This is a genomic window from Psychrobacter sp. TS_SC_6, assembly GCF_056156305.1.
Map to the genome: position 1 here is coordinate 1,146,246 of NZ_CM149590.1, position 20,322 is coordinate 1,166,567.

Annotated in this window: 7 protein-coding genes and 1 tRNA gene; 5 read left to right on the forward strand and 3 right to left on the reverse strand. The window is 48.1% G+C overall.

The window, feature by feature from the left end:
* The first annotated feature begins 24 nt into the window (after positions 1–24).
* A complete protein-coding gene (locus tag AC0J5Y_RS05025; protein WP_475131814.1) occupies positions 25–15,807 on the forward strand; it encodes an Ig-like domain-containing protein in 15,783 nt (5,260 codons plus the stop codon).
* Between the two features lie 131 nt (positions 15,808–15,938).
* Positions 15,939–16,886, forward strand: coding sequence for an IS256 family transposase, variant Zn-binding type (locus AC0J5Y_RS05030; protein ID WP_475132045.1), 948 nt, complete (start codon positions 15,939–15,941; stop codon positions 16,884–16,886).
* 223 nt (positions 16,887–17,109) lie between these two features.
* Here the strand turns inward: AC0J5Y_RS05030 and AC0J5Y_RS05035 are convergent, their stop codons facing one another.
* Positions 17,110–17,319: a transposase gene (locus tag AC0J5Y_RS05035; RefSeq protein WP_475131815.1), complete on the reverse strand. Its 210-nt coding sequence runs from the start codon at positions 17,317–17,319 to the stop codon at positions 17,110–17,112.
* Positions 17,320–17,394: 75 nt separating this feature from the next.
* On the opposite strand from AC0J5Y_RS05035, the gene AC0J5Y_RS05040 reads away from it, so the two are divergent.
* Both AC0J5Y_RS05040 and AC0J5Y_RS05045 read left to right on the forward strand, forming a co-directional pair.
* Entirely contained in the window at positions 17,395–17,565 is a 171-nt protein-coding gene (locus AC0J5Y_RS05040; protein WP_475131816.1) for a transposase, read from the forward strand.
* A gap of 125 nt (positions 17,566–17,690) precedes the next feature.
* Entirely contained in the window at positions 17,691–18,533 is an 843-nt protein-coding gene (locus AC0J5Y_RS05045) for an IS3 family transposase (RefSeq protein ID WP_475131817.1), read from the forward strand.
* Between the two features lies 1 nt (position 18,534).
* Here AC0J5Y_RS05045 and AC0J5Y_RS05050 read toward each other — a convergent pair whose 3' ends face one another.
* Entirely contained in the window at positions 18,535–18,693 is a 159-nt protein-coding gene (locus AC0J5Y_RS05050) for a hypothetical protein (RefSeq protein ID WP_475131818.1), read from the reverse strand.
* 230 nt (positions 18,694–18,923) lie between these two features.
* On the opposite strand from AC0J5Y_RS05050, the gene AC0J5Y_RS05055 reads away from it, so the two are divergent.
* A protein-coding gene (locus tag AC0J5Y_RS05055; protein ID WP_475129904.1) for an IS3 family transposase occupies positions 18,924–20,011 on the forward strand; the annotation gives its coding sequence in 2 pieces (ribosomal slippage) (positions 18,924–19,176 and positions 19,176–20,011; 1,089 coding nt in all).
* A 208-nt stretch (positions 20,012–20,219) separates the two neighbouring features.
* Here the strand turns inward: AC0J5Y_RS05055 and AC0J5Y_RS05060 are convergent.
* Positions 20,220–20,296: transfer RNA gene (locus AC0J5Y_RS05060), tRNA-Ile, on the reverse strand.
* Between the last annotated feature and the right edge of the window lie 26 nt (positions 20,297–20,322).

A 20,322-nucleotide genomic window follows, 5' to 3' on the forward strand; every position in this document is an offset into this window, starting at 1 on the left:
TTAGAATTAATTAAGGATGATTTTATGAGAACTATCAATATCAAGGTAATTGGCCAAGCCGAAACCGTTGCTGAACATACAGTTGTGACACAAGACGGTACTCCTACGGTACTCCAAGCTATCGATAAAACTAACTATGAGTTTCTTGATGAGTCAACGGGCTATGCCCCAGACAATATTATTACTAAACGTGTAGGTCAAGATCTTCAGGTTTCTTTTAAAAATAATAGTGTCGATCCTGATCTGATTATTGAGGGATTTTACGATGCTACTGAAAGTGCACTTATCGGTATCGCGGAAGATGGTAGTTATTACTACTACGTTCCTGATACTGGTGAAGTTGCTGACTATGTCACTGAGTTGGCATCAGGTGAAATACAAGGACAATCATTGGGCGGATATGCGCAGATCTCGCCTTGGTGGATAGGGGCTACGGAGTCTGGAGTATTTAGTGCCTTACCTTGGCTAGCAGGTCTTGCGGGAATAGGCCTAGCTTCCGCTGCTTTCTCTAATGATGACAGCGATGCTGATGCCGATGCTGATGACCAAGACGGTATTGATGGAAAGTCAGCCCTTGAGCTTTTGATTGAAGCGGGTGCATTACCAGCAGGCGCAACAGTCGCTGATTTTATTGAATACTTAAGAGGTGAAGATGGCGTAGACGGTGTCAATGGCCAATCTGCCCTTGAGCTATTGATTGCTGCGGGTGAACTAGACGCGGAGGCCACTGTTGCTGATTTGATCGAATACTTAAGAGGTGAAGATGGCGTAGACGGTGTCAATGGCCAATCTGCTCTTGAGCTATTGATTGCCGCGAATGTATTGCCAGCAACTGCCACCGTCGTTGATTTGATCAACTACCTAAGCGGTGCAGACGGCGTTGATGGTGCAGACGGTGCAGACGGTGCAGACGGTGCAGATGGCCAATCTGCTCTTGAGCTATTGATTGCCGCGAATGTATTGCCAGCAACTGCCACCGTCGTTGATTTGATCAACTACCTAAGTGGTGCAGACGGTGCAGACGGCGTTGATGGTGCAGACGGTGCAGACGGTGCAGATGGCCAGTCTGCTCTTGAGCTATTGATTGCCGCGAATGTATTGCCAGCAACTGCCACCGTCGTTGATTTGATCAACTACCTAAGCGGTGCAGACGGCGTTGATGGTGCAGACGGTGCAGACGGTGCAGATGGCCAATCTGCTCTTGAGCTATTGATTGCCGCGAATATATTGCCAGCAACTGCCACCGTCGTTGATTTGATCAACTACCTAAGCGGTGCAGACGGTGTTGATGGCGTTGATGGTGCAGATGGCCAGTCTGCTCTTGAGCTATTGATTGCCGCGAATATATTGCCAGCAACTGCCACCGTCGTTGATTTGATCAACTACCTAAGCGGTGCAGACGGCGTTGATGGTGCAGATGGCCAGTCTGCTCTTGAGCTATTGATTGCCGCGAATGTATTGCCAGCAACTGCCACCGTCGTTGATTTGATCAACTACCTAAGCGGTGCAGACGGCGTTGATGGTGCAGACGGTGCAGACGGTGCAGATGGCCAGTCTGCTCTTGAGCTATTGATTGCCGCGAATGTATTGCCAGCAACTGCCACCGTCGTTGATTTGATCAACTACCTAAGCGGTGCAGACGGCGTTGATGGTGCAGACGGTGCAGACGGTGCAGATGGACAATCTGCTCTTGAGCTATTGATTGCCGCGAATATATTGCCAGCAACTGCCACCGTCGTTGATTTGATCAACTACCTAAGCGGTGCAGACGGCGTTGATGGTGCGGATGGTGCAGACGGTGCAGATGGACAATCTGCTCTTGAGTTATTGATTGCCGCGAATGTATTGCCAGCAACTGCCACCGTCGTTGATTTGATCAACTACCTAAGCGGTGCAGACGGTGCGGATGGCGTTGATGGTGCAGACGGTGCAGATGGCCAATCTGCTCTTGAGTTATTGATTGCCGCGAATATATTGCCAGCAACTGCCACCGTCGTTGATTTGATCAACTACCTAAGCGGTGCAGACGGCGTTGATGGTGCAGACGGTGCAGACGGTGCAGATGGCCAGTCTGCTCTTGAGCTATTGATTGCCGCGAATGTATTGCCAGCAACTGCCACCGTCGTTGATTTGATCAACTACCTAAGCGGTGCAGACGGCGTTGATGGCGTTGATGGTGCAGATGGACAATCTGCCCTTGAGCTATTGATTGCCGCGAATGTATTGCCAGCAACTGCCACCGTCGTTGATTTGATCAACTACCTAAGCGGTGCAGACGGCGTTGATGGTGCGGACGGTGCAGACGGTGCAGATGGCCAGTCTGCTCTTGAGTTATTGATTGCCGCGAATATATTGCCAGCAACTGCCACCGTCGTTGATTTGATCAACTACCTAAGCGGTGCAGACGGCGTTGATGGTGCAGACGGTGCAGACGGTGCAGATGGACAATCTGCTCTTGAGCTATTGATTGCCGCGAATGTATTGCCAGCAACTGCCACCGTCGTTGATTTGATCAACTACCTAAGCGGTGCAGACGGCGTTGATGGCGTTGATGGTGCAGATGGACAATCTGCCCTTGAGCTATTGATTGCCGCGAATGTATTGCCAGCAACTGCCACCGTCGTTGATTTGATCAACTACCTAAGCGGTGCAGACGGCGTTGATGGCGTTGATGGTGCAGATGGACAATCTGCCCTTGAGCTATTGATTGCCGCGAATGTATTGCCAGCAACTGCCACCGTCGTTGATTTGATCAACTACCTAAGCGGTGCAGACGGCGTTGATGGCGTTGATGGTGCAGATGGACAATCTGCCCTTGAGCTATTGATTGCCGCGAATGTATTGCCAGCAACTGCCACCGTCGTTGATTTGATCAACTACCTAAGCGGTGCAGACGGCGTTGATGGCGTTGATGGTGCGGATGGACAATCTGCCCTTGAGTTATTGATTGCCGCGAATGTATTGCCAGCAACTGCCACCGTCGTTGATTTGATCAACTACCTAAGCGGTGCAGACGGCGTTGATGGCGTTGATGGTGCAGACGGTGCAGATGGCCAATCTGCTCTTGAGTTATTGATTGCCGCGAATATATTGCCAGCAACTGCCACCGTCGTTGATTTGATCAACTACCTAAGCGGTGCAGACGGCGTTGATGGCGTTGATGGTGCAGATGGACAATCTGCCCTTGAGCTATTGATTGCCGCGAATGTATTGCCAGCAACTGCCACCGTCGTTGATTTGATCAACTACCTAAGCGGTGCAGACGGCGTTGATGGTGCGGACGGTGCAGACGGTGCAGATGGCCAGTCTGCTCTTGAGTTATTGATTGCCGCGAATATATTGCCAGCAACTGCCACCGTCGTTGATTTGATCAACTACCTAAGCGGTGCAGACGGTGTTGATGGTGCGGACGGTGCAGATGGCCAATCTGCTCTTGAGCTATTGATTGCCGCGAATGTATTGCCAGCAACTGCCACCGTCGTTGATTTGATCAACTACCTAAGCGGTGCAGACGGCGTTGATGGCGTTGATGGTGCAGATGGACAATCTGCCCTTGAGCTATTGATTGCCGCGAATGTATTGCCAGCAACTGCCACCGTCGTTGATTTGATCAACTACCTAAGCGGTGCAGACGGCGTTGATGGCGTTGATGGTGCAGACGGCCAGTCTGCTCTTGAGCTATTGATTGCCGCGAATGTATTGCCAGCAACTGCCACCGTCGTTGATTTGATCAACTACCTAAGCGGTGCAGACGGCGTTGATGGCGTTGATGGTGCAGATGGACAATCTGCCCTTGAGCTATTGATTGCCGCGAATGTATTGCCAGCAACTGCCACCGTCGTTGATTTGATCAACTACCTAAGCGGTGCAGACGGCGTTGATGGTGCGGACGGTGCAGACGGTGCAGATGGCCAGTCTGCTCTTGAGTTATTGATTGCCGCGAATATATTGCCAGCAACTGCCACCGTCGTTGATTTGATCAACTACCTAAGCGGTGCAGACGGTGTTGATGGTGCGGACGGTGCAGATGGCCAATCTGCTCTTGAGCTATTGATTGCCGCGAATGTATTGCCAGCAACTGCCACCGTCGTTGATTTGATCAACTACCTAAGCGGTGCAGACGGCGTTGATGGCGTTGATGGTGCAGATGGACAATCTGCTCTTGAGTTATTGATTGCCGCGAATGTATTGCCAGCAACTGCCACCGTCGTTGATTTGATCAACTACCTAAGCGGTGCAGACGGCGTTGATGGCGTTGATGGTGCAGATGGACAATCTGCTCTTGAGTTATTGATTGCCGCGAATGTATTGCCAGCAACTGCCACCGTCGTTGATTTGATCAACTACCTAAGCGGTGCAGACGGCGTTGATGGTGCAGACGGTGCAGACGGTGCAGACGGTGCAGATGGCCAATCTGCTCTTGAGCTATTGATTGCCGCGAATGTATTGCCAGCAACTGCCACCGTCGTTGATTTGATCAACTACCTAAGCGGTGCAGACGGCGTTGATGGCGTTGATGGTGCAGATGGACAATCTGCTCTTGAGTTATTGATTGCCGCGAATGTATTGCCAGCAACTGCCACCGTCGTTGATTTGATCAACTACCTAAGTGGTGCAGACGGCGTTGATGGTGCAGACGGTGCAGACGGTGCAGATGGCCAGTCTGCTCTTGAGCTATTGATTGCCGCGAATGTATTGCCAGCAACTGCCACCGTCGTTGATTTGATCAACTACCTAAGCGGTGCAGACGGCGTTGATGGTGCAGACGGTGCAGACGGTGCAGATGGCCAGTCTGCTCTTGAGCTATTGATTGCCGCGAATGTATTGCCAGCAACTGCCACCGTCGTTGATTTGATCAACTACCTAAGTGGTGCAGACGGTGCAGACGGCGTTGATGGTGCAGACGGTGCAGACGGTGCAGATGGCCAGTCTGCTCTTGAGCTATTGATTGCCGCGAATGTATTGCCAGCAACTGCCACCGTCGTTGATTTGATCAACTACCTAAGCGGTGCAGACGGCGTTGATGGTGCAGACGGTGCAGACGGTGCAGATGGCCAATCTGCTCTTGAGCTATTGATTGCCGCGAATGTATTGCCAGCAACTGCCACCGTCGTTGATTTGATCAACTACCTAAGTGGTGCAGACGGTGCAGACGGCGTTGATGGTGCAGACGGTGCAGACGGTGCAGATGGCCAGTCTGCTCTTGAGCTATTGATTGCCGCGAATGTATTGCCAGCAACTGCCACCGTCGTTGATTTGATCAACTACCTAAGCGGTGCAGACGGCGTTGATGGTGCAGACGGTGCAGACGGTGCAGATGGCCAATCTGCTCTTGAGCTATTGATTGCCGCGAATGTATTGCCAGCAACTGCCACCGTCGTTGATTTGATCAACTACCTAAGTGGTGCAGACGGTGCAGACGGCGTTGATGGTGCAGACGGTGCAGACGGTGCAGATGGCCAGTCTGCTCTTGAGCTATTGATTGCCGCGAATGTATTGCCAGCAACTGCCACCGTCGTTGATTTGATCAACTACCTAAGCGGTGCAGACGGCGTTGATGGTGCAGACGGTGCAGACGGTGCAGATGGACAATCTGCTCTTGAGCTATTGATTGCCGCGAATGTATTGCCAGCAACTGCCACCGTCGTTGATTTGATCAACTACCTAAGCGGTGCAGACGGCGTTGATGGCGTTGATGGTGCAGACGGTGCAGATGGACAATCTGCTCTTGAGCTATTGATTGCCGCGAATGTATTGCCAGCAACTGCCACCGTCGTTGATTTGATCAACTACCTAAGCGGTGCAGACGGTGTTGATGGCGTTGATGGTGCAGACGGTGCAGACGGTGCAGATGGCCAATCTGCTCTTGAGCTATTGATTGCCGCGAATGTATTGCCAGCAACTGCCACCGTCGTTGATTTGATCAACTACCTAAGTGGTGCAGACGGTGCAGACGGCGTTGATGGTGCAGACGGTGCAGACGGTGCAGACGGTGCAGATGGCCAGTCTGCTCTTGAGCTATTGATTGCCGCGAATGTATTGCCAGCAACTGCCACCGTCGTTGATTTGATCAACTACCTAAGTGGTGCAGACGGTGCAGACGGCGTTGATGGTGCAGACGGTGCAGACGGTGCAGACGGTGCAGATGGCCAGTCTGCTCTTGAGCTATTGATTGCCGCGAATGTATTGCCAGCAACTGCCACCGTCGTTGATTTGATCAACTACCTAAGCGGTGCAGACGGCGTTGATGGTGCAGACGGTGCAGACGGTGCAGATGGCCAATCTGCTCTTGAGCTATTGATTGCCGCGAATATATTGCCAGCAACTGCCACCGTCGTTGATTTGATCAACTACCTAAGCGGTGCAGACGGCGTTGATGGTGCAGACGGTGCAGACGGTGCAGATGGCCAATCTGCTCTTGAGCTATTGATTGCCGCGAATGTATTGCCAGCAACTGCCACCGTCGTTGATTTGATCAACTACCTAAGCGGTGCAGACGGCGTTGATGGCGTTGATGGTGCAGATGGACAATCTGCCCTTGAGCTATTGATTGCCGCGAATGTATTGCCAGCAACTGCCACCGTCGTTGATTTGATCAACTACCTAAGCGGTGCAGACGGCGTTGATGGCGTTGATGGTGCAGATGGACAATCTGCCCTTGAGCTATTGATTGCCGCGAATGTATTGCCAGCAACTGCCACCGTCGTTGATTTGATCAACTACCTAAGCGGTGCAGACGGCGTTGATGGTGCGGACGGTGCAGACGGTGCAGATGGCCAGTCTGCTCTTGAGTTATTGATTGCCGCGAATATATTGCCAGCAACTGCCACCGTCGTTGATTTGATCAACTACCTAAGCGGTGCAGACGGTGTTGATGGTGCGGACGGTGCAGATGGCCAATCTGCTCTTGAGCTATTGATTGCCGCGAATGTATTGCCAGCAACTGCCACCGTCGTTGATTTGATCAACTACCTAAGCGGTGCAGACGGCGTTGATGGCGTTGATGGTGCAGATGGACAATCTGCCCTTGAGCTATTGATTGCCGCGAATGTATTGCCAGCAACTGCCACCGTCGTTGATTTGATCAACTACCTAAGCGGTGCAGACGGCGTTGATGGCGTTGATGGTGCAGATGGACAATCTGCCCTTGAGCTATTGATTGCCGCGAATGTATTGCCAGCAACTGCCACCGTCGTTGATTTGATCAACTACCTAAGCGGTGCAGACGGCGTTGATGGCGTTGATGGTGCAGATGGACAATCTGCCCTTGAGCTATTGATTGCCGCGAATGTATTGCCAGCAACTGCCACCGTCGTTGATTTGATCAACTACCTAAGCGGTGCAGACGGCGTTGATGGTGCAGACGGTGCAGACGGTGCAGATGGCCAGTCTGCTCTTGAGCTATTGATTGCCGCGAATATATTGCCAGCAACTGCCACCGTCGTTGATTTGATCAACTACCTAAGCGGTGCAGACGGCGTTGATGGTGCAGATGGCCAGTCTGCTCTTGAGTTATTGATTGCCGCGAATATATTGCCAGCAACTGCCACCGTCGTTGATTTGATCAACTACCTAAGCGGTGCAGACGGTGTTGATGGCGTTGATGGTGCAGATGGCCAGTCTGCTCTTGAGCTATTGATTGCCGCGAATATATTGCCAGCAACTGCCACCGTCGTTGATTTGATCAACTACCTAAGCGGTGCAGACGGCGTTGATGGTGCAGATGGCCAGTCTGCTCTTGAGTTATTGATTGCCGCGAATATATTGCCAGCAACTGCCACCGTCGTTGATTTGATCAACTACCTAAGCGGTGCAGACGGCGTTGATGGTGCAGACGGTGCAGACGGTGCAGATGGCCAGTCTGCTCTTGAGCTATTGATTGCCGCGAATGTATTGCCAGCAACTGCCACCGTCGTTGATTTGATCAACTACCTAAGCGGTGCAGACGGCGTTGATGGTGCAGACGGTGCAGACGGTGCAGATGGCCAGTCTGCTCTTGAGCTATTGATTGCCGCGAATGTATTGCCAGCAACTGCCACCGTCGTTGATTTGATCAACTACCTAAGCGGTGCAGACGGCGTTGATGGCGTTGATGGTGCAGATGGACAATCTGCTCTTGAGTTATTGATTGCCGCGAATATATTGCCAGCAACTGCCACCGTCGTTGATTTGATCAACTACCTAAGCGGTGCAGACGGCGTTGATGGTGCAGACGGTGCAGACGGTGCAGATGGCCAGTCTGCTCTTGAGCTATTGATTGCCGCGAATATATTGCCAGCAACTGCCACCGTCGTTGATTTGATCAACTACCTAAGCGGTGCAGACGGCGTTGATGGTGCAGACGGTGCAGACGGTGCAGATGGACAATCTGCTCTTGAGCTATTGATTGCCGCGAATGTATTGCCAGCAACTGCCACCGTCGTTGATTTGATCAACTACCTAAGCGGTGCAGACGGCGTTGATGGTGCAGATGGACAATCTGCTCTTGAGTTATTGATTGCCGCGAATGTATTGCCAGCAACTGCCACCGTCGTTGATTTGATCAACTACCTAAGCGGTGCAGACGGCGTTGATGGTGCAGACGGTGCAGATGGCCAGTCTGCTCTTGAGCTATTGATTGCCGCGAATATATTGCCAGCAACTGCCACCGTCGTTGATTTGATCAACTACCTAAGCGGTGCAGACGGTGTTGATGGCGTTGATGGTGCAGATGGCCAGTCTGCTCTTGAGCTATTGATTGCCGCGAATATATTGCCAGCAACTGCCACCGTCGTTGATTTGATCAACTACCTAAGCGGTGCAGACGGCGTTGATGGTGCAGATGGCCAGTCTGCTCTTGAGTTATTGATTGCCGCGAATATATTGCCAGCAACTGCCACCGTCGTTGATTTGATCAACTACCTAAGCGGTGCAGACGGCGTTGATGGTGCAGACGGTGCAGACGGTGCAGATGGCCAGTCTGCTCTTGAGCTATTGATTGCCGCGAATGTATTGCCAGCAACTGCCACCGTCGTTGATTTGATCAACTACCTAAGCGGTGCAGACGGCGTTGATGGTGCAGACGGTGCAGACGGTGCAGATGGCCAGTCTGCTCTTGAGCTATTGATTGCCGCGAATGTATTGCCAGCAACTGCCACCGTCGTTGATTTGATCAACTACCTAAGCGGTGCAGACGGCGTTGATGGCGTTGATGGTGCAGATGGACAATCTGCTCTTGAGTTATTGATTGCCGCGAATATATTGCCAGCAACTGCCACCGTCGTTGATTTGATCAACTACCTAAGCGGTGCAGACGGCGTTGATGGTGCAGACGGTGCAGACGGTGCAGATGGCCAGTCTGCTCTTGAGCTATTGATTGCCGCGAATATATTGCCAGCAACTGCCACCGTCGTTGATTTGATCAACTACCTAAGCGGTGCAGACGGCGTTGATGGTGCAGACGGTGCAGACGGTGCAGATGGCCAATCTGCTCTTGAGCTATTGATTGCCGCGAATGTATTGCCAGCAACTGCCACCGTCGTTGATTTGATCAACTACCTAAGCGGTGCAGACGGCGTTGATGGTGCAGATGGACAATCTGCTCTTGAGTTATTGATTGCCGCGAATGTATTGCCAGCAACTGCCACCGTCGTTGATTTGATCAACTACCTAAGCGGTGCAGACGGCGTTGATGGTGCAGACGGTGCAGATGGCCAGTCTGCTCTTGAGCTATTGATTGCCGCGAATGTATTGCCAGCAACTGCCACCGTCGTTGATTTGATCAACTACCTAAGCGGTGCAGACGGCGTTGATGGTGCAGATGGCCAATCTGCTCTTGAGCTATTGATTGCCGCGAATATATTGCCAGCAACTGCCACCGTCGTTGATTTGATCAACTACCTAAGCGGTGCAGACGGCGTTGATGGTGCAGACGGTGCAGACGGTGCAGACGGTGCAGATGGCCAATCTGCTCTTGAGCTATTGATTGCCGCGAATGTATTGCCAGCAACTGCCACCGTCGTTGATTTGATCAACTACCTAAGTGGTGCAGACGGTGCAGACGGCGTTGATGGTGCAGACGGTGCAGACGGTGCAGATGGCCAGTCTGCTCTTGAGCTATTGATTGCCGCGAATGTATTGCCAGCAACTGCCACCGTCGTTGATTTGATCAACTACCTAAGCGGTGCAGACGGCGTTGATGGTGCAGACGGTGCAGACGGTGCAGATGGCCAATCTGCTCTTGAGCTATTGATTGCCGCGAATATATTGCCAGCAACTGCCACCGTCGTTGATTTGATCAACTACCTAAGCGGTGCAGACGGTGTTGATGGCGTTGATGGTGCAGATGGCCAGTCTGCTCTTGAGCTATTGATTGCCGCGAATATATTGCCAGCAACTGCCACCGTCGTTGATTTGATCAACTACCTAAGCGGTGCAGACGGCGTTGATGGTGCAGATGGCCAGTCTGCTCTTGAGCTATTGATTGCCGCGAATGTATTGCCAGCAACTGCCACCGTCGTTGATTTGATCAACTACCTAAGCGGTGCAGACGGCGTTGATGGTGCAGACGGTGCAGACGGTGCAGATGGCCAGTCTGCTCTTGAGCTATTGATTGCCGCGAATGTATTGCCAGCAACTGCCACCGTCGTTGATTTGATCAACTACCTAAGCGGTGCAGACGGCGTTGATGGTGCAGACGGTGCAGACGGTGCAGATGGACAATCTGCTCTTGAGCTATTGATTGCCGCGAATATATTGCCAGCAACTGCCACCGTCGTTGATTTGATCAACTACCTAAGCGGTGCAGACGGCGTTGATGGTGCGGATGGTGCAGACGGTGCAGATGGACAATCTGCTCTTGAGTTATTGATTGCCGCGAATGTATTGCCAGCAACTGCCACCGTCGTTGATTTGATCAACTACCTAAGCGGTGCAGACGGTGCGGATGGCGTTGATGGTGCAGACGGTGCAGATGGCCAATCTGCTCTTGAGTTATTGATTGCCGCGAATATATTGCCAGCAACTGCCACCGTCGTTGATTTGATCAACTACCTAAGCGGTGCAGACGGCGTTGATGGTGCAGACGGTGCAGATGGCCAGTCTGCTCTTGAGCTATTGATTGCCGCGAATGTATTGCCAGCAACTGCCACCGTCGTTGATTTGATCAACTACCTAAGCGGTGCAGACGGCGTTGATGGCGTTGATGGTGCAGATGGACAATCTGCCCTTGAGCTATTGATTGCCGCGAATGTATTGCCAGCAACTGCCACCGTCGTTGATTTGATCAACTACCTAAGCGGTGCAGACGGCGTTGATGGTGCGGACGGTGCAGACGGTGCAGATGGCCAGTCTGCTCTTGAGTTATTGATTGCCGCGAATATATTGCCAGCAACTGCCACCGTCGTTGATTTGATCAACTACCTAAGCGGTGCAGACGGTGTTGATGGTGCGGACGGTGCAGATGGACAATCTGCTCTTGAGTTATTGATTGCCGCGAATGTATTGCCAGCAACTGCCACCGTCGTTGATTTGATCAACTACCTAAGCGGTGCAGACGGCGTTGATGGTGTCGATGGCGCAGATGGTGACGATATTCCTTTTGTTAACATCTTGGAAGGGGATGATGCGTTGATCACGGGTTCCGACTTACTTGAGGCAGGCAAAGTAGCGGTTGCTATTGCGCTAACAGATGACGCTCAAGTAGATGATATCTTAACCGTTAATGGCGTTGATACTGTTATTACTCAAGACATGATTAATAATGGCTTTATTACTTCTGTAGATATTCCAGCACAAGGTCAGACATTGTTTGTTAGAGCCGTAATCACATACCAAGATGGTACTCAATCAGGGATTGGTAAAGATTTTGCGAGAGTTGGTGATACAGAGGCCCCCATTCTGACGGTCGATGCAATTGCTAATGGCCCAGACGAAGATGGCAATGGTAAACCTGATAGCACCATTATTACAGGTACGACCGAAGCAGGCGCGATCGTTGGTGTTGATGTAAATGGAGATGGAAGGGCTGATTTTGCAACCTTAGCGGATTCATTAGGTAATTTCGAAGTAACAATCAAACCTGCTCTTGATAAAGATCAACAGGTGCAAGTTACTGCTACAGACGCTTCAGATAATAGCTCTGAACCACAGTTAGTTGTCGGTTTAGGTGACACAATTGCACCTTCTGCACCTATTATTAACGTACCTACACCAAATGGCCTCAACGGCACATATAGCGATGAGGATTTAAATGCGGATGGCACGGTCACTGTCGTTGTCGAAGTGCCTAATGATGCGCAACTTGGCGATATCTTAATTGTTAATGATCAAGAAATCTTGATAACTCGAAAAATACTATTTATAGGTTACTCACTAGATGTTGATCCTGGCGATAGGGTAGCTGCCAGTATCAGAGATAAAGCGGGTAATGAAAGTGGTACTGTAATTGCAGATATTAGTGTTGATAGTACTGCGCCTTTGTATGCCCCTGTCATCACTGACAACGTGGCCAATGATGGTAGCGGTGATTTGCTAGATCCTCCAGAAATCATCGCAGATTTTGGTATTACTAATGACAATACGCCAGGTGTCATTGTACCTGCCGATCAAATCAGCCGTGGCACACCGCAATTGGTAGTCGATGGGGAAATAGTCGCTTCAACCATGGTGCCCAACGATGATGGTAGCGTTACTTTGATACCGATCATTGCGCTTACAGATGGTAATCATGACCTAAGTTACAATATTATAGACGGTACTGGTAATGTGAGTGGTAATGCGCCTGTCGAAACCATCACAGTAGATACCACTGCACCTGGAGGAGATGGCGCAGCTCAACCGTTGCCAGTCGTGGTCATTCCTGAGGCTGCTGGTGGCGTGAATGCGACTGAGTTCTTAGATGGTATTCAGACTCAGGTGGCATTACCAACGGGTACTTTAGTAGGTGATATCGTGACCTTGACTGTGACATATGCTGGCGGTACGTCTATCACCGTTGATTATGTAGTGACCGCAGATGATCTTGATGTTAACAGTGGCAATGGTACGGTAGATATCACCATTCCAAATGGTGTAGATGGCATTAGTGTTAATGGCGCTTATAGCGTGGTGGCGACAGTGGCGGATGCTGCTGGTAATGTCAGTGCGCCAAGTGTGGCTGTCGATTTTGCTCTAAACGCAGATTTCATTGCTCGCGATGATCTGGACGATTTGGATCTAGGAGCATTACAGGTCACCTATTATGCTCCAGTCAGTGGTTCTGATTTGGTCATACTTGGAGCGTTTGAAGGGACGGGTGGTACAGAGAGTAATCTTGGCTTTACCGTGAATGCAGGCGCAAGTGGTACAGTTAGTATCGAAGTCAGTCAGACAGCATTAGTTACCGTAGCAGATGCGGTGAATATAGAGATCTACAATAGCGCCGATCAACTTGTTTATGTTGGCACTACAGGTAATGAGCCACTAGTAGGCAATGTAATAGGTCTAGAACTGTTAGGGTTAACGGGCAACAATACCTTAACAGCAACGGTGTCTGGTTTAGAACCAGATAATTATAGAATAGTTGTACGTAATAATCGAAGCGTTCTAGAAACCTTAGTTAATGACCTTACATTGTCAGAGTTAGGCGATGCTGGTGTAGTATTAGGATCGGATAACCAAAATACTGTCTTGAGTGCATTAGAGAACGCATTGAACTCTGATTTTCCTATTTTACAATTGGGAACTACTGTTAGAGGTATTCTCGAAGTTGCATTGCAGGCAGCTGGTGAGCTAGGGATTGGTGAGCTAGTAGGTGTACTTCAAGAAAATGCACTAGTAGGTGGTTTACTTGAAGGTGTAATTGACCCAGTACTTGATGCAGTGGCCGAAGCACTACTGAGTAACACTTTGACCTTACTCCAAACGACGGATATCACTGCCACAGTGACTGAGTTTGATTATGCAGATGACACTGTCATTATGGGTAATGTCATTAATCCTGATCCTGATCCATTGGTAGTAGGTGAACCAGGTGAGGATGACGTGCTTGGCGGCGTACTGATTGATATCGATAGTAATAATACTGGATCAGAGCCTACTTCTGTGACGGTTGTTGATACAACGACATTCACGATACAAGGTCAGTATGGTGTTTTGGTTATTGATTCCAATGGTGGTTATACCTATACGGCGAACGGCGATTTTGCATCATCAGGTCAGACAGAGACATTCACCTATACGGTTTCTGATGGATTTGTTAGTGATACAGCAGAGTTGGTGATCAATTTCGATGAGGTCATCGATACGACGCCGCCAGATACCCCAACGATCGATGATCCTATTGCTGGCGATAACGTCGTTAACGGTACTGAGGCAGCGGCAAGTTTTGCGGTAACTGGTACAGGGGTTTCAGGTGATACGATCACCTTGACTGACGGCTCGAATAATGTTTTAGGTACTGCTATTGTTGATGCTGATGGTAACTGGAGCGTGAACGTTGATAGAGCAGAAGTGAGGGCAATGGGAGAAGGCGCTGAGCAATTGAGCGCTACTGCAACAGACCCTGCGGGCAACGTAAGCATCATCGCTGCGACAGCTACTATCACTGTTGATACGACTATGCCAGTAGCGTTTGACAATGATGTTGCATTAGATATAGGTTTCCAGACATCGACTACTAATATAGCTCTACAGAGTACTTCTGTAGGAGGACTTCTCAATGTTGGTGTTCTTGCGGGCACAATTGACGTAAGTCTACTGAATGGTGGTAATGCACTTTCTTTTAACATAGCTGAAAATACCACTCGGCAGGTAACGGTGGATGGTAGTGGCTCTGCTCTCTTGAGTCTATCAGTTGTTTTAGATCTAGGAGATATCGATTTTGATCTTCTAGTCTATAGAGTAGAAGAAGGTAGCTCTCAGGCCATACTTGTTTATGAACAAGCTAACTGGCTCGATGGAACGGGTATTTTACCTACCATATGGAACGCAAATGATCTACCATTACCAGAGTTTGAAGGTGGTGGAACTTACTATGTTACTCTCGGTAACAACGGTGGACTTTTAGACGCCTCATTACTGAGTGACCTTACGATTCGTACTACGTCTGATGTCATCACCAGCTACAACCCACCTGCAACGATTAGTGCCTCCGTAGGTGGAAATGTCATTACCGACATAGGTGCTGATGGTGTAGATATTATTACAGCCGGAACGGTCGTGTCGGCAGTGAATAATTTGCCTGTAGAGACTGGCGGCAGTATTATCAATGGAACGTATGGCACACTAACCATAAATCCAGACGGTAGTTATAACTACGTAGCCAGTCCTAATTTCACGGGTACGTTTGGTAATATTGATAGCTTCGAGTATACAGTTACTGCACCAAATGGCGAAATCTCTACTGCAAGTCTCGATATTACGCTTGACTACAATGCTAACATTGGGGCGTTTGCTGCACGTAGCATGCTGCTAGATGAAAGCTTCACAATTGCTACTGATAACACTATTGAACTTCCTGATACATTCCTAACCACCTCAAGCGATGGACTCAATATACTTAGCTTTGAGAGCGCAGATCAAGTTATTAGCCTGTCTGATATCATTGATATCATTGATATCATTGATATCAGCGGCATTGGTGCTAATACTTTGAACGTAGCAGCTAAAGACGTTAATTCCGCTATTTATATTAGAGGTGATAGCGATGATACGGTCAATCTAGAAGGTGATAGTTGGTCAAATGTTGAACAGGTTACCTCAGACGGTGAGATGTTCAATGTATGGCAAGCAGGTAACGATATCTCTACACAGATTTATATCGATACTGATATCACTAATATTATCTAATGTTAAATAATTAAATCTTAATCTTTAAAACGCTTCCGAAATGGAGGCGTTTTTTATGCTGTCTGTTTAGTTATTTTGGGTGTAATGGACATAATTCATGCTGGGATAGGACCTAAAGCTATATACTGTCTATATTTGCAAGGAATCAACGCCATGAATCAAAAAACTGCCCTTTTTGTCGTGATAAACACATCAAAAAGAATGGACGCAAGCTTGGTAAACAACAGTATCAATGTCTAGCTTGCAGACGGCAGTTTTTAGGTGGTAAAAGACTCAATAACCAAACCCTTTGGACTGAATACACCCAAGGAAAACAGACCTACAAACAACTGGCTGACAAGTATAGCTGTAGTCTTAAAACCATTCAAAGACGCTTAGACACAATCAGTATTGACTATCAAATTAAACGTCCTACGACTGCTAACATCATCATGGACACCACCTACTTTGGTCGCAAGTTCGGTTTAATGGTCTTTATGGACAATACCACTAAAGCCGTTCTTTACTACGCGATAGTCAGTCATGAAACCAACAGTGCCTACAAACAAGGAGTGGATCATCTAGCATCGTTAGGCGTTGATATACAAAGCATTACCTGCGATGGTAGACGAGGACTGCGGACGTTATTTACCCACACCCCTTGCCAGATGTGCCAGTTTCATCAAATACAAATAGTAACTCGCTATCTCACTCGTCGACCTAAGAATATCGCTAGTATTGAGCTTAGAGGGCTTGCTTTAGACTTAACTAAGCTTGAGAAAGCGGACTTCATGAAGCGCTTAGATCAGTGGTATTTGACTCATGATGACTACATTAGTGAGCGTAGCATCAATGAAGATACTGGTAGAAGTTGGTACACCCACAAGCGTCTTAGAAGTGCTTATCGTAGTCTCAGAACCAATAGCGATTGGCTATTCACTTATCAAGAATGTGAGCAGTTAGACATACCAAACACCACCAATTCTCTTGAAGGATTATTCAGTGAGTTAAAGCGACAATTACACAGTCATCACGGTCTAAATGAGCAGCGTAAGTTACGGTTTATTAAAGAATTTTTAGCATCAAAGTCTCTCAAATAGCATGAATTATGTCCATTAGCGACTACCTTCTACTTTTTAGCATGAATTTTGTCCATTACACCTTATTTTGAGATATAGTTGAAATACTTCAAAGTCGCTATAGTATTGCTGGTGTAAATTTTTTGCAGCCTCTGGCAGCAACGGCACAGCAAGCAAGAAAAATTTGCACCAGCAGTACGTGTTGTATCGATATTACTTTTCACCGACTATATAGTAAACGAACTTAAAAACTGCCACATAGCCAGAGGAAATAAAAGAACAAAGTATCGATACAATCTAGACGCCACTCTTTACGTTTTTGTTTGACCCAAGCCCACATCTGCTCGATAGGATTTAAGTCAGGGCTGTAAGGGGGTAACCATAAAATAGTATGACCGGCACTTTCTATGAGTTCAGTTATGTCTTTTCGCTTATGGAAGGTCGCGTTATCCATAATGATCACGCTGTAGTGGCATAATAAAACTGGACAGCGCATAAGAGGCTATACTACCCCAAAGAGGAAACTAGTATGACCAACAAACGCAACCAATATACCCGAGAATTCAAACTTGAAGCCATCAGCTTAGTCACTGATCACAACCGTAGCATCCCCGACTTTTCTGATTCACTTGGCATTGGCAAATCCACCTTACAGAAATGGCTGACTATGGCGCGCGACATCTTAAATGAGGAGGGATAAAACGAAGCACTGCTTCGTCCCGACGCAAGACGAGAGCTATGCTCGAGTGAGGCTTCAGCTCTGCTAGCCTTGGACAGTCTGAGCGATTATCGCTGATAAGTCAGCTGGCAGAGCAAGACAAACAGATGAGTAAAACTCAATTGTGTGACCTGTTCGGCATGGTTAAGAGTAGCTATTACTATGGCTTGCAGCCAAAGCCGATAAATATTGAAATGGTCAAACTTAAAGCCTTAATACGCCAAATATTTAATGACTCAAAGCAATCAGCTGGTGCTCGCAGCATTGCCGCCATACCAATGAATGAACATGGCATCAAGCTGACACGTTACTTAGCTGCTAAGATTATGAGAAGTATGGGGCTCATCAGTTGCCAGCTAAAAACACATAAATACAAGCGAGCTGACGAAGAACACCAAGCTCATGACAATATTCTAAAACGCAGATTTAGTCCAACTGCCCCGAATCAGGTCTGGACGGGTGATGTGGCCTATATCCGTATCAAAGGTGGCTGGTGCTACCTAGCAGTTGTTTTAGATTTATATGCCCGCCGTGTGGTTGGCTTTGCCGTATCAGATTCCCCTGACAGCGTGTTGACAAGTAAAGCGCTGCAAATGGCATATCAGACGCGATTAAGGCCAAGCGGGGTACTGTTTCATTCTGATCAAGGGACCCATTACACCAGTAAGAAATTCGCTGAGTCCGTGGCAAGTTGTGAGGGTATGACGCAAAGCATGAGCCGTCGTGGAAATTGTTGGGACAACGCTCCGACCGAAAGATTCTTCAGAAGCTTTAAAACAGAGTGGATGCCAAAGGGCGGTTATGAGGATATCGCTGAGGCTAAAAGCGCCATTGTTGATTACATCTGGGGCTATTATCAGACCGTGAGACCGCATGCGTTTAACGATTATTTATCACCAGCTGAAAAAGAGAGACGTTACTTTAACCAAACCTCTTATCAGCTGTCCTAAATTAGTTGACCACTACAATGCGCTTATGTAATGTATAGCGTTTAGACTGCTTACCTACACGTAGTGCAAATCCCGTCAATACATCATCCATATAGATATCAGTACCTTTAGCGGTATAGTCTATTGAATCAATAAATTTTTTGGTAAGTTTAACCTTCATATATCACCCATGCAGCAGTACATAACCATAGTGTCAGTAGTTATCATACTTTAATTACTATAAAGGTCAAAGTATCAAGATATAGTTGAAATACTTCAAAGTCGCTATAGTATTGCTGGTGTAAATTTTTTGCAGCCTCTGTCTGCGTAGGCACAGCGGTAATCCCCCCAATAAATAAGAACACTTACAAATAGAGATTAACTACTAAAATACACCAGCAGGAGAATCCTATGAAAAAGACACGCTTTAGCGACAACCAAATCGTCAACATCCTAAAACAAGCCGAACAAGGCGTCCCTATTACCGAGCTATGCCGTGAGCATAACATCAGCCAAAGTACCTTTTATAACTGGCGCTCAAAGTATGGCGGCATGGATGCCACACTTATCAGCCGTCTTAAAGAACTTGAAGTTGAAAATGCCCGCCTTAAAAAGATGTACGCTGATGAATGTCTTAAGTCCGATATTCTACAGGATGCCATGTCAAAAAAGTGGTAGCGCCCCAAAGGCGCAAAGGGTTGGTTTGTCACTACATTGAAGATCGTGGTATTGGTATCCGCAGGGCTTGTAGCATCTTTAACATCAGCGTCACCTGTTATTATCACAAGTCGGTGGTAACAGATGAGAACCAGCAAATAGCGGACTTACTTATCAAACTGACTGATGAGAACAAGAACTGGGGCTTTGGCTTGTGCTTTTTAACCCTGCGTAATGTCATGGGACTGCCTTACAACCATAAGCGGGTATATCGCATCTACTGCGAGCTTGAACTCAACCTTAGAATCAAGCCTAAGCGTCGCATTAAACGTGCTAAACCAATACCATTAGCAGTACCTGATAGGATTAACCAAAGCTGGAGCATGGACTTTATGCACGACGGCTTAACTGATGGCCGCGGCTTTAGACTGTTCAATGTCATTGATGATTACAACCGTGAGGCACTCACCATTGAAGTCGACTTCTCGCTACCGGCGCAAAGGGTCATACGCAGTCTTAATCAGCTTATTGAGTACCGAGGCAAACCTGTGCAGATAAGATGCGATAACGGCCCTGAATACATCAGCAATGCGCTCAAAGACTGGGCTGAGCAGCAAGGCATCATCTTAAGCTATATTGAACCTGGCAATCCACAGCAAAATGCGTATGTAGAGCGCTTTAACAGAACCATGAGATATGATTGGTTAAATCAGGAGCTGTTTGATAATCTAGAGCAGGTACGCGCACAAGCAGAAAACTGGTTATACCATTATAATCATAAGCGCCCAAACATGGGCAATGGCGGTTTTACACCGATACAGAAACTCAATCAGGCAGCTTAATTCTATTTATTAGGTGTCTTAAGTTTGGGAGGGTTACCCAGCAAGCAAGAAAAATTTGCACCAGCAGTACGTGTTGTATCGATATTACTTTTCACCGACTATAGTATCAAAAATGTCCATTACACCAAAAAATAATTACATCAATGCGTTCGCATAAATTTTAGACAACAAAAAACCCCATAAACATTGCGTTTACGGGGTTTGAATTTGGTGGGCCCAGTAGGACTTGAACCTACGACCAAAGGATTATGAGTCCTCTGCTCTAACCAACTGAGCTATGGGCCCTTTAGACGCACCATGATACCTGATTT

What these genes read in the sequence shown, in the direction of transcription:
- AC0J5Y_RS05040 (WP_475131816.1), top strand. Translation starts at nt 17,395, where the DNA reads ATGACCAACAAACGCAACCAATATACCCGAGAATTCAAACTTGAAGCC.
- AC0J5Y_RS05035 (WP_475131815.1), bottom strand. Translation starts at nt 17,319, where the DNA reads ATGGATAACGCGACCTTCCATAAGCGAAAAGACATAACTGAACTCATA.
- AC0J5Y_RS05025 (WP_475131814.1), top strand. Translation starts at nt 25, where the DNA reads ATGAGAACTATCAATATCAAGGTAATTGGCCAAGCCGAAACCGTTGCT.
- AC0J5Y_RS05045 (WP_475131817.1), top strand. Translation starts at nt 17,691, where the DNA reads ATGAGTAAAACTCAATTGTGTGACCTGTTCGGCATGGTTAAGAGTAGC.
- AC0J5Y_RS05050 (WP_475131818.1), bottom strand. Translation starts at nt 18,693, where the DNA reads ATGAAGGTTAAACTTACCAAAAAATTTATTGATTCAATAGACTATACC.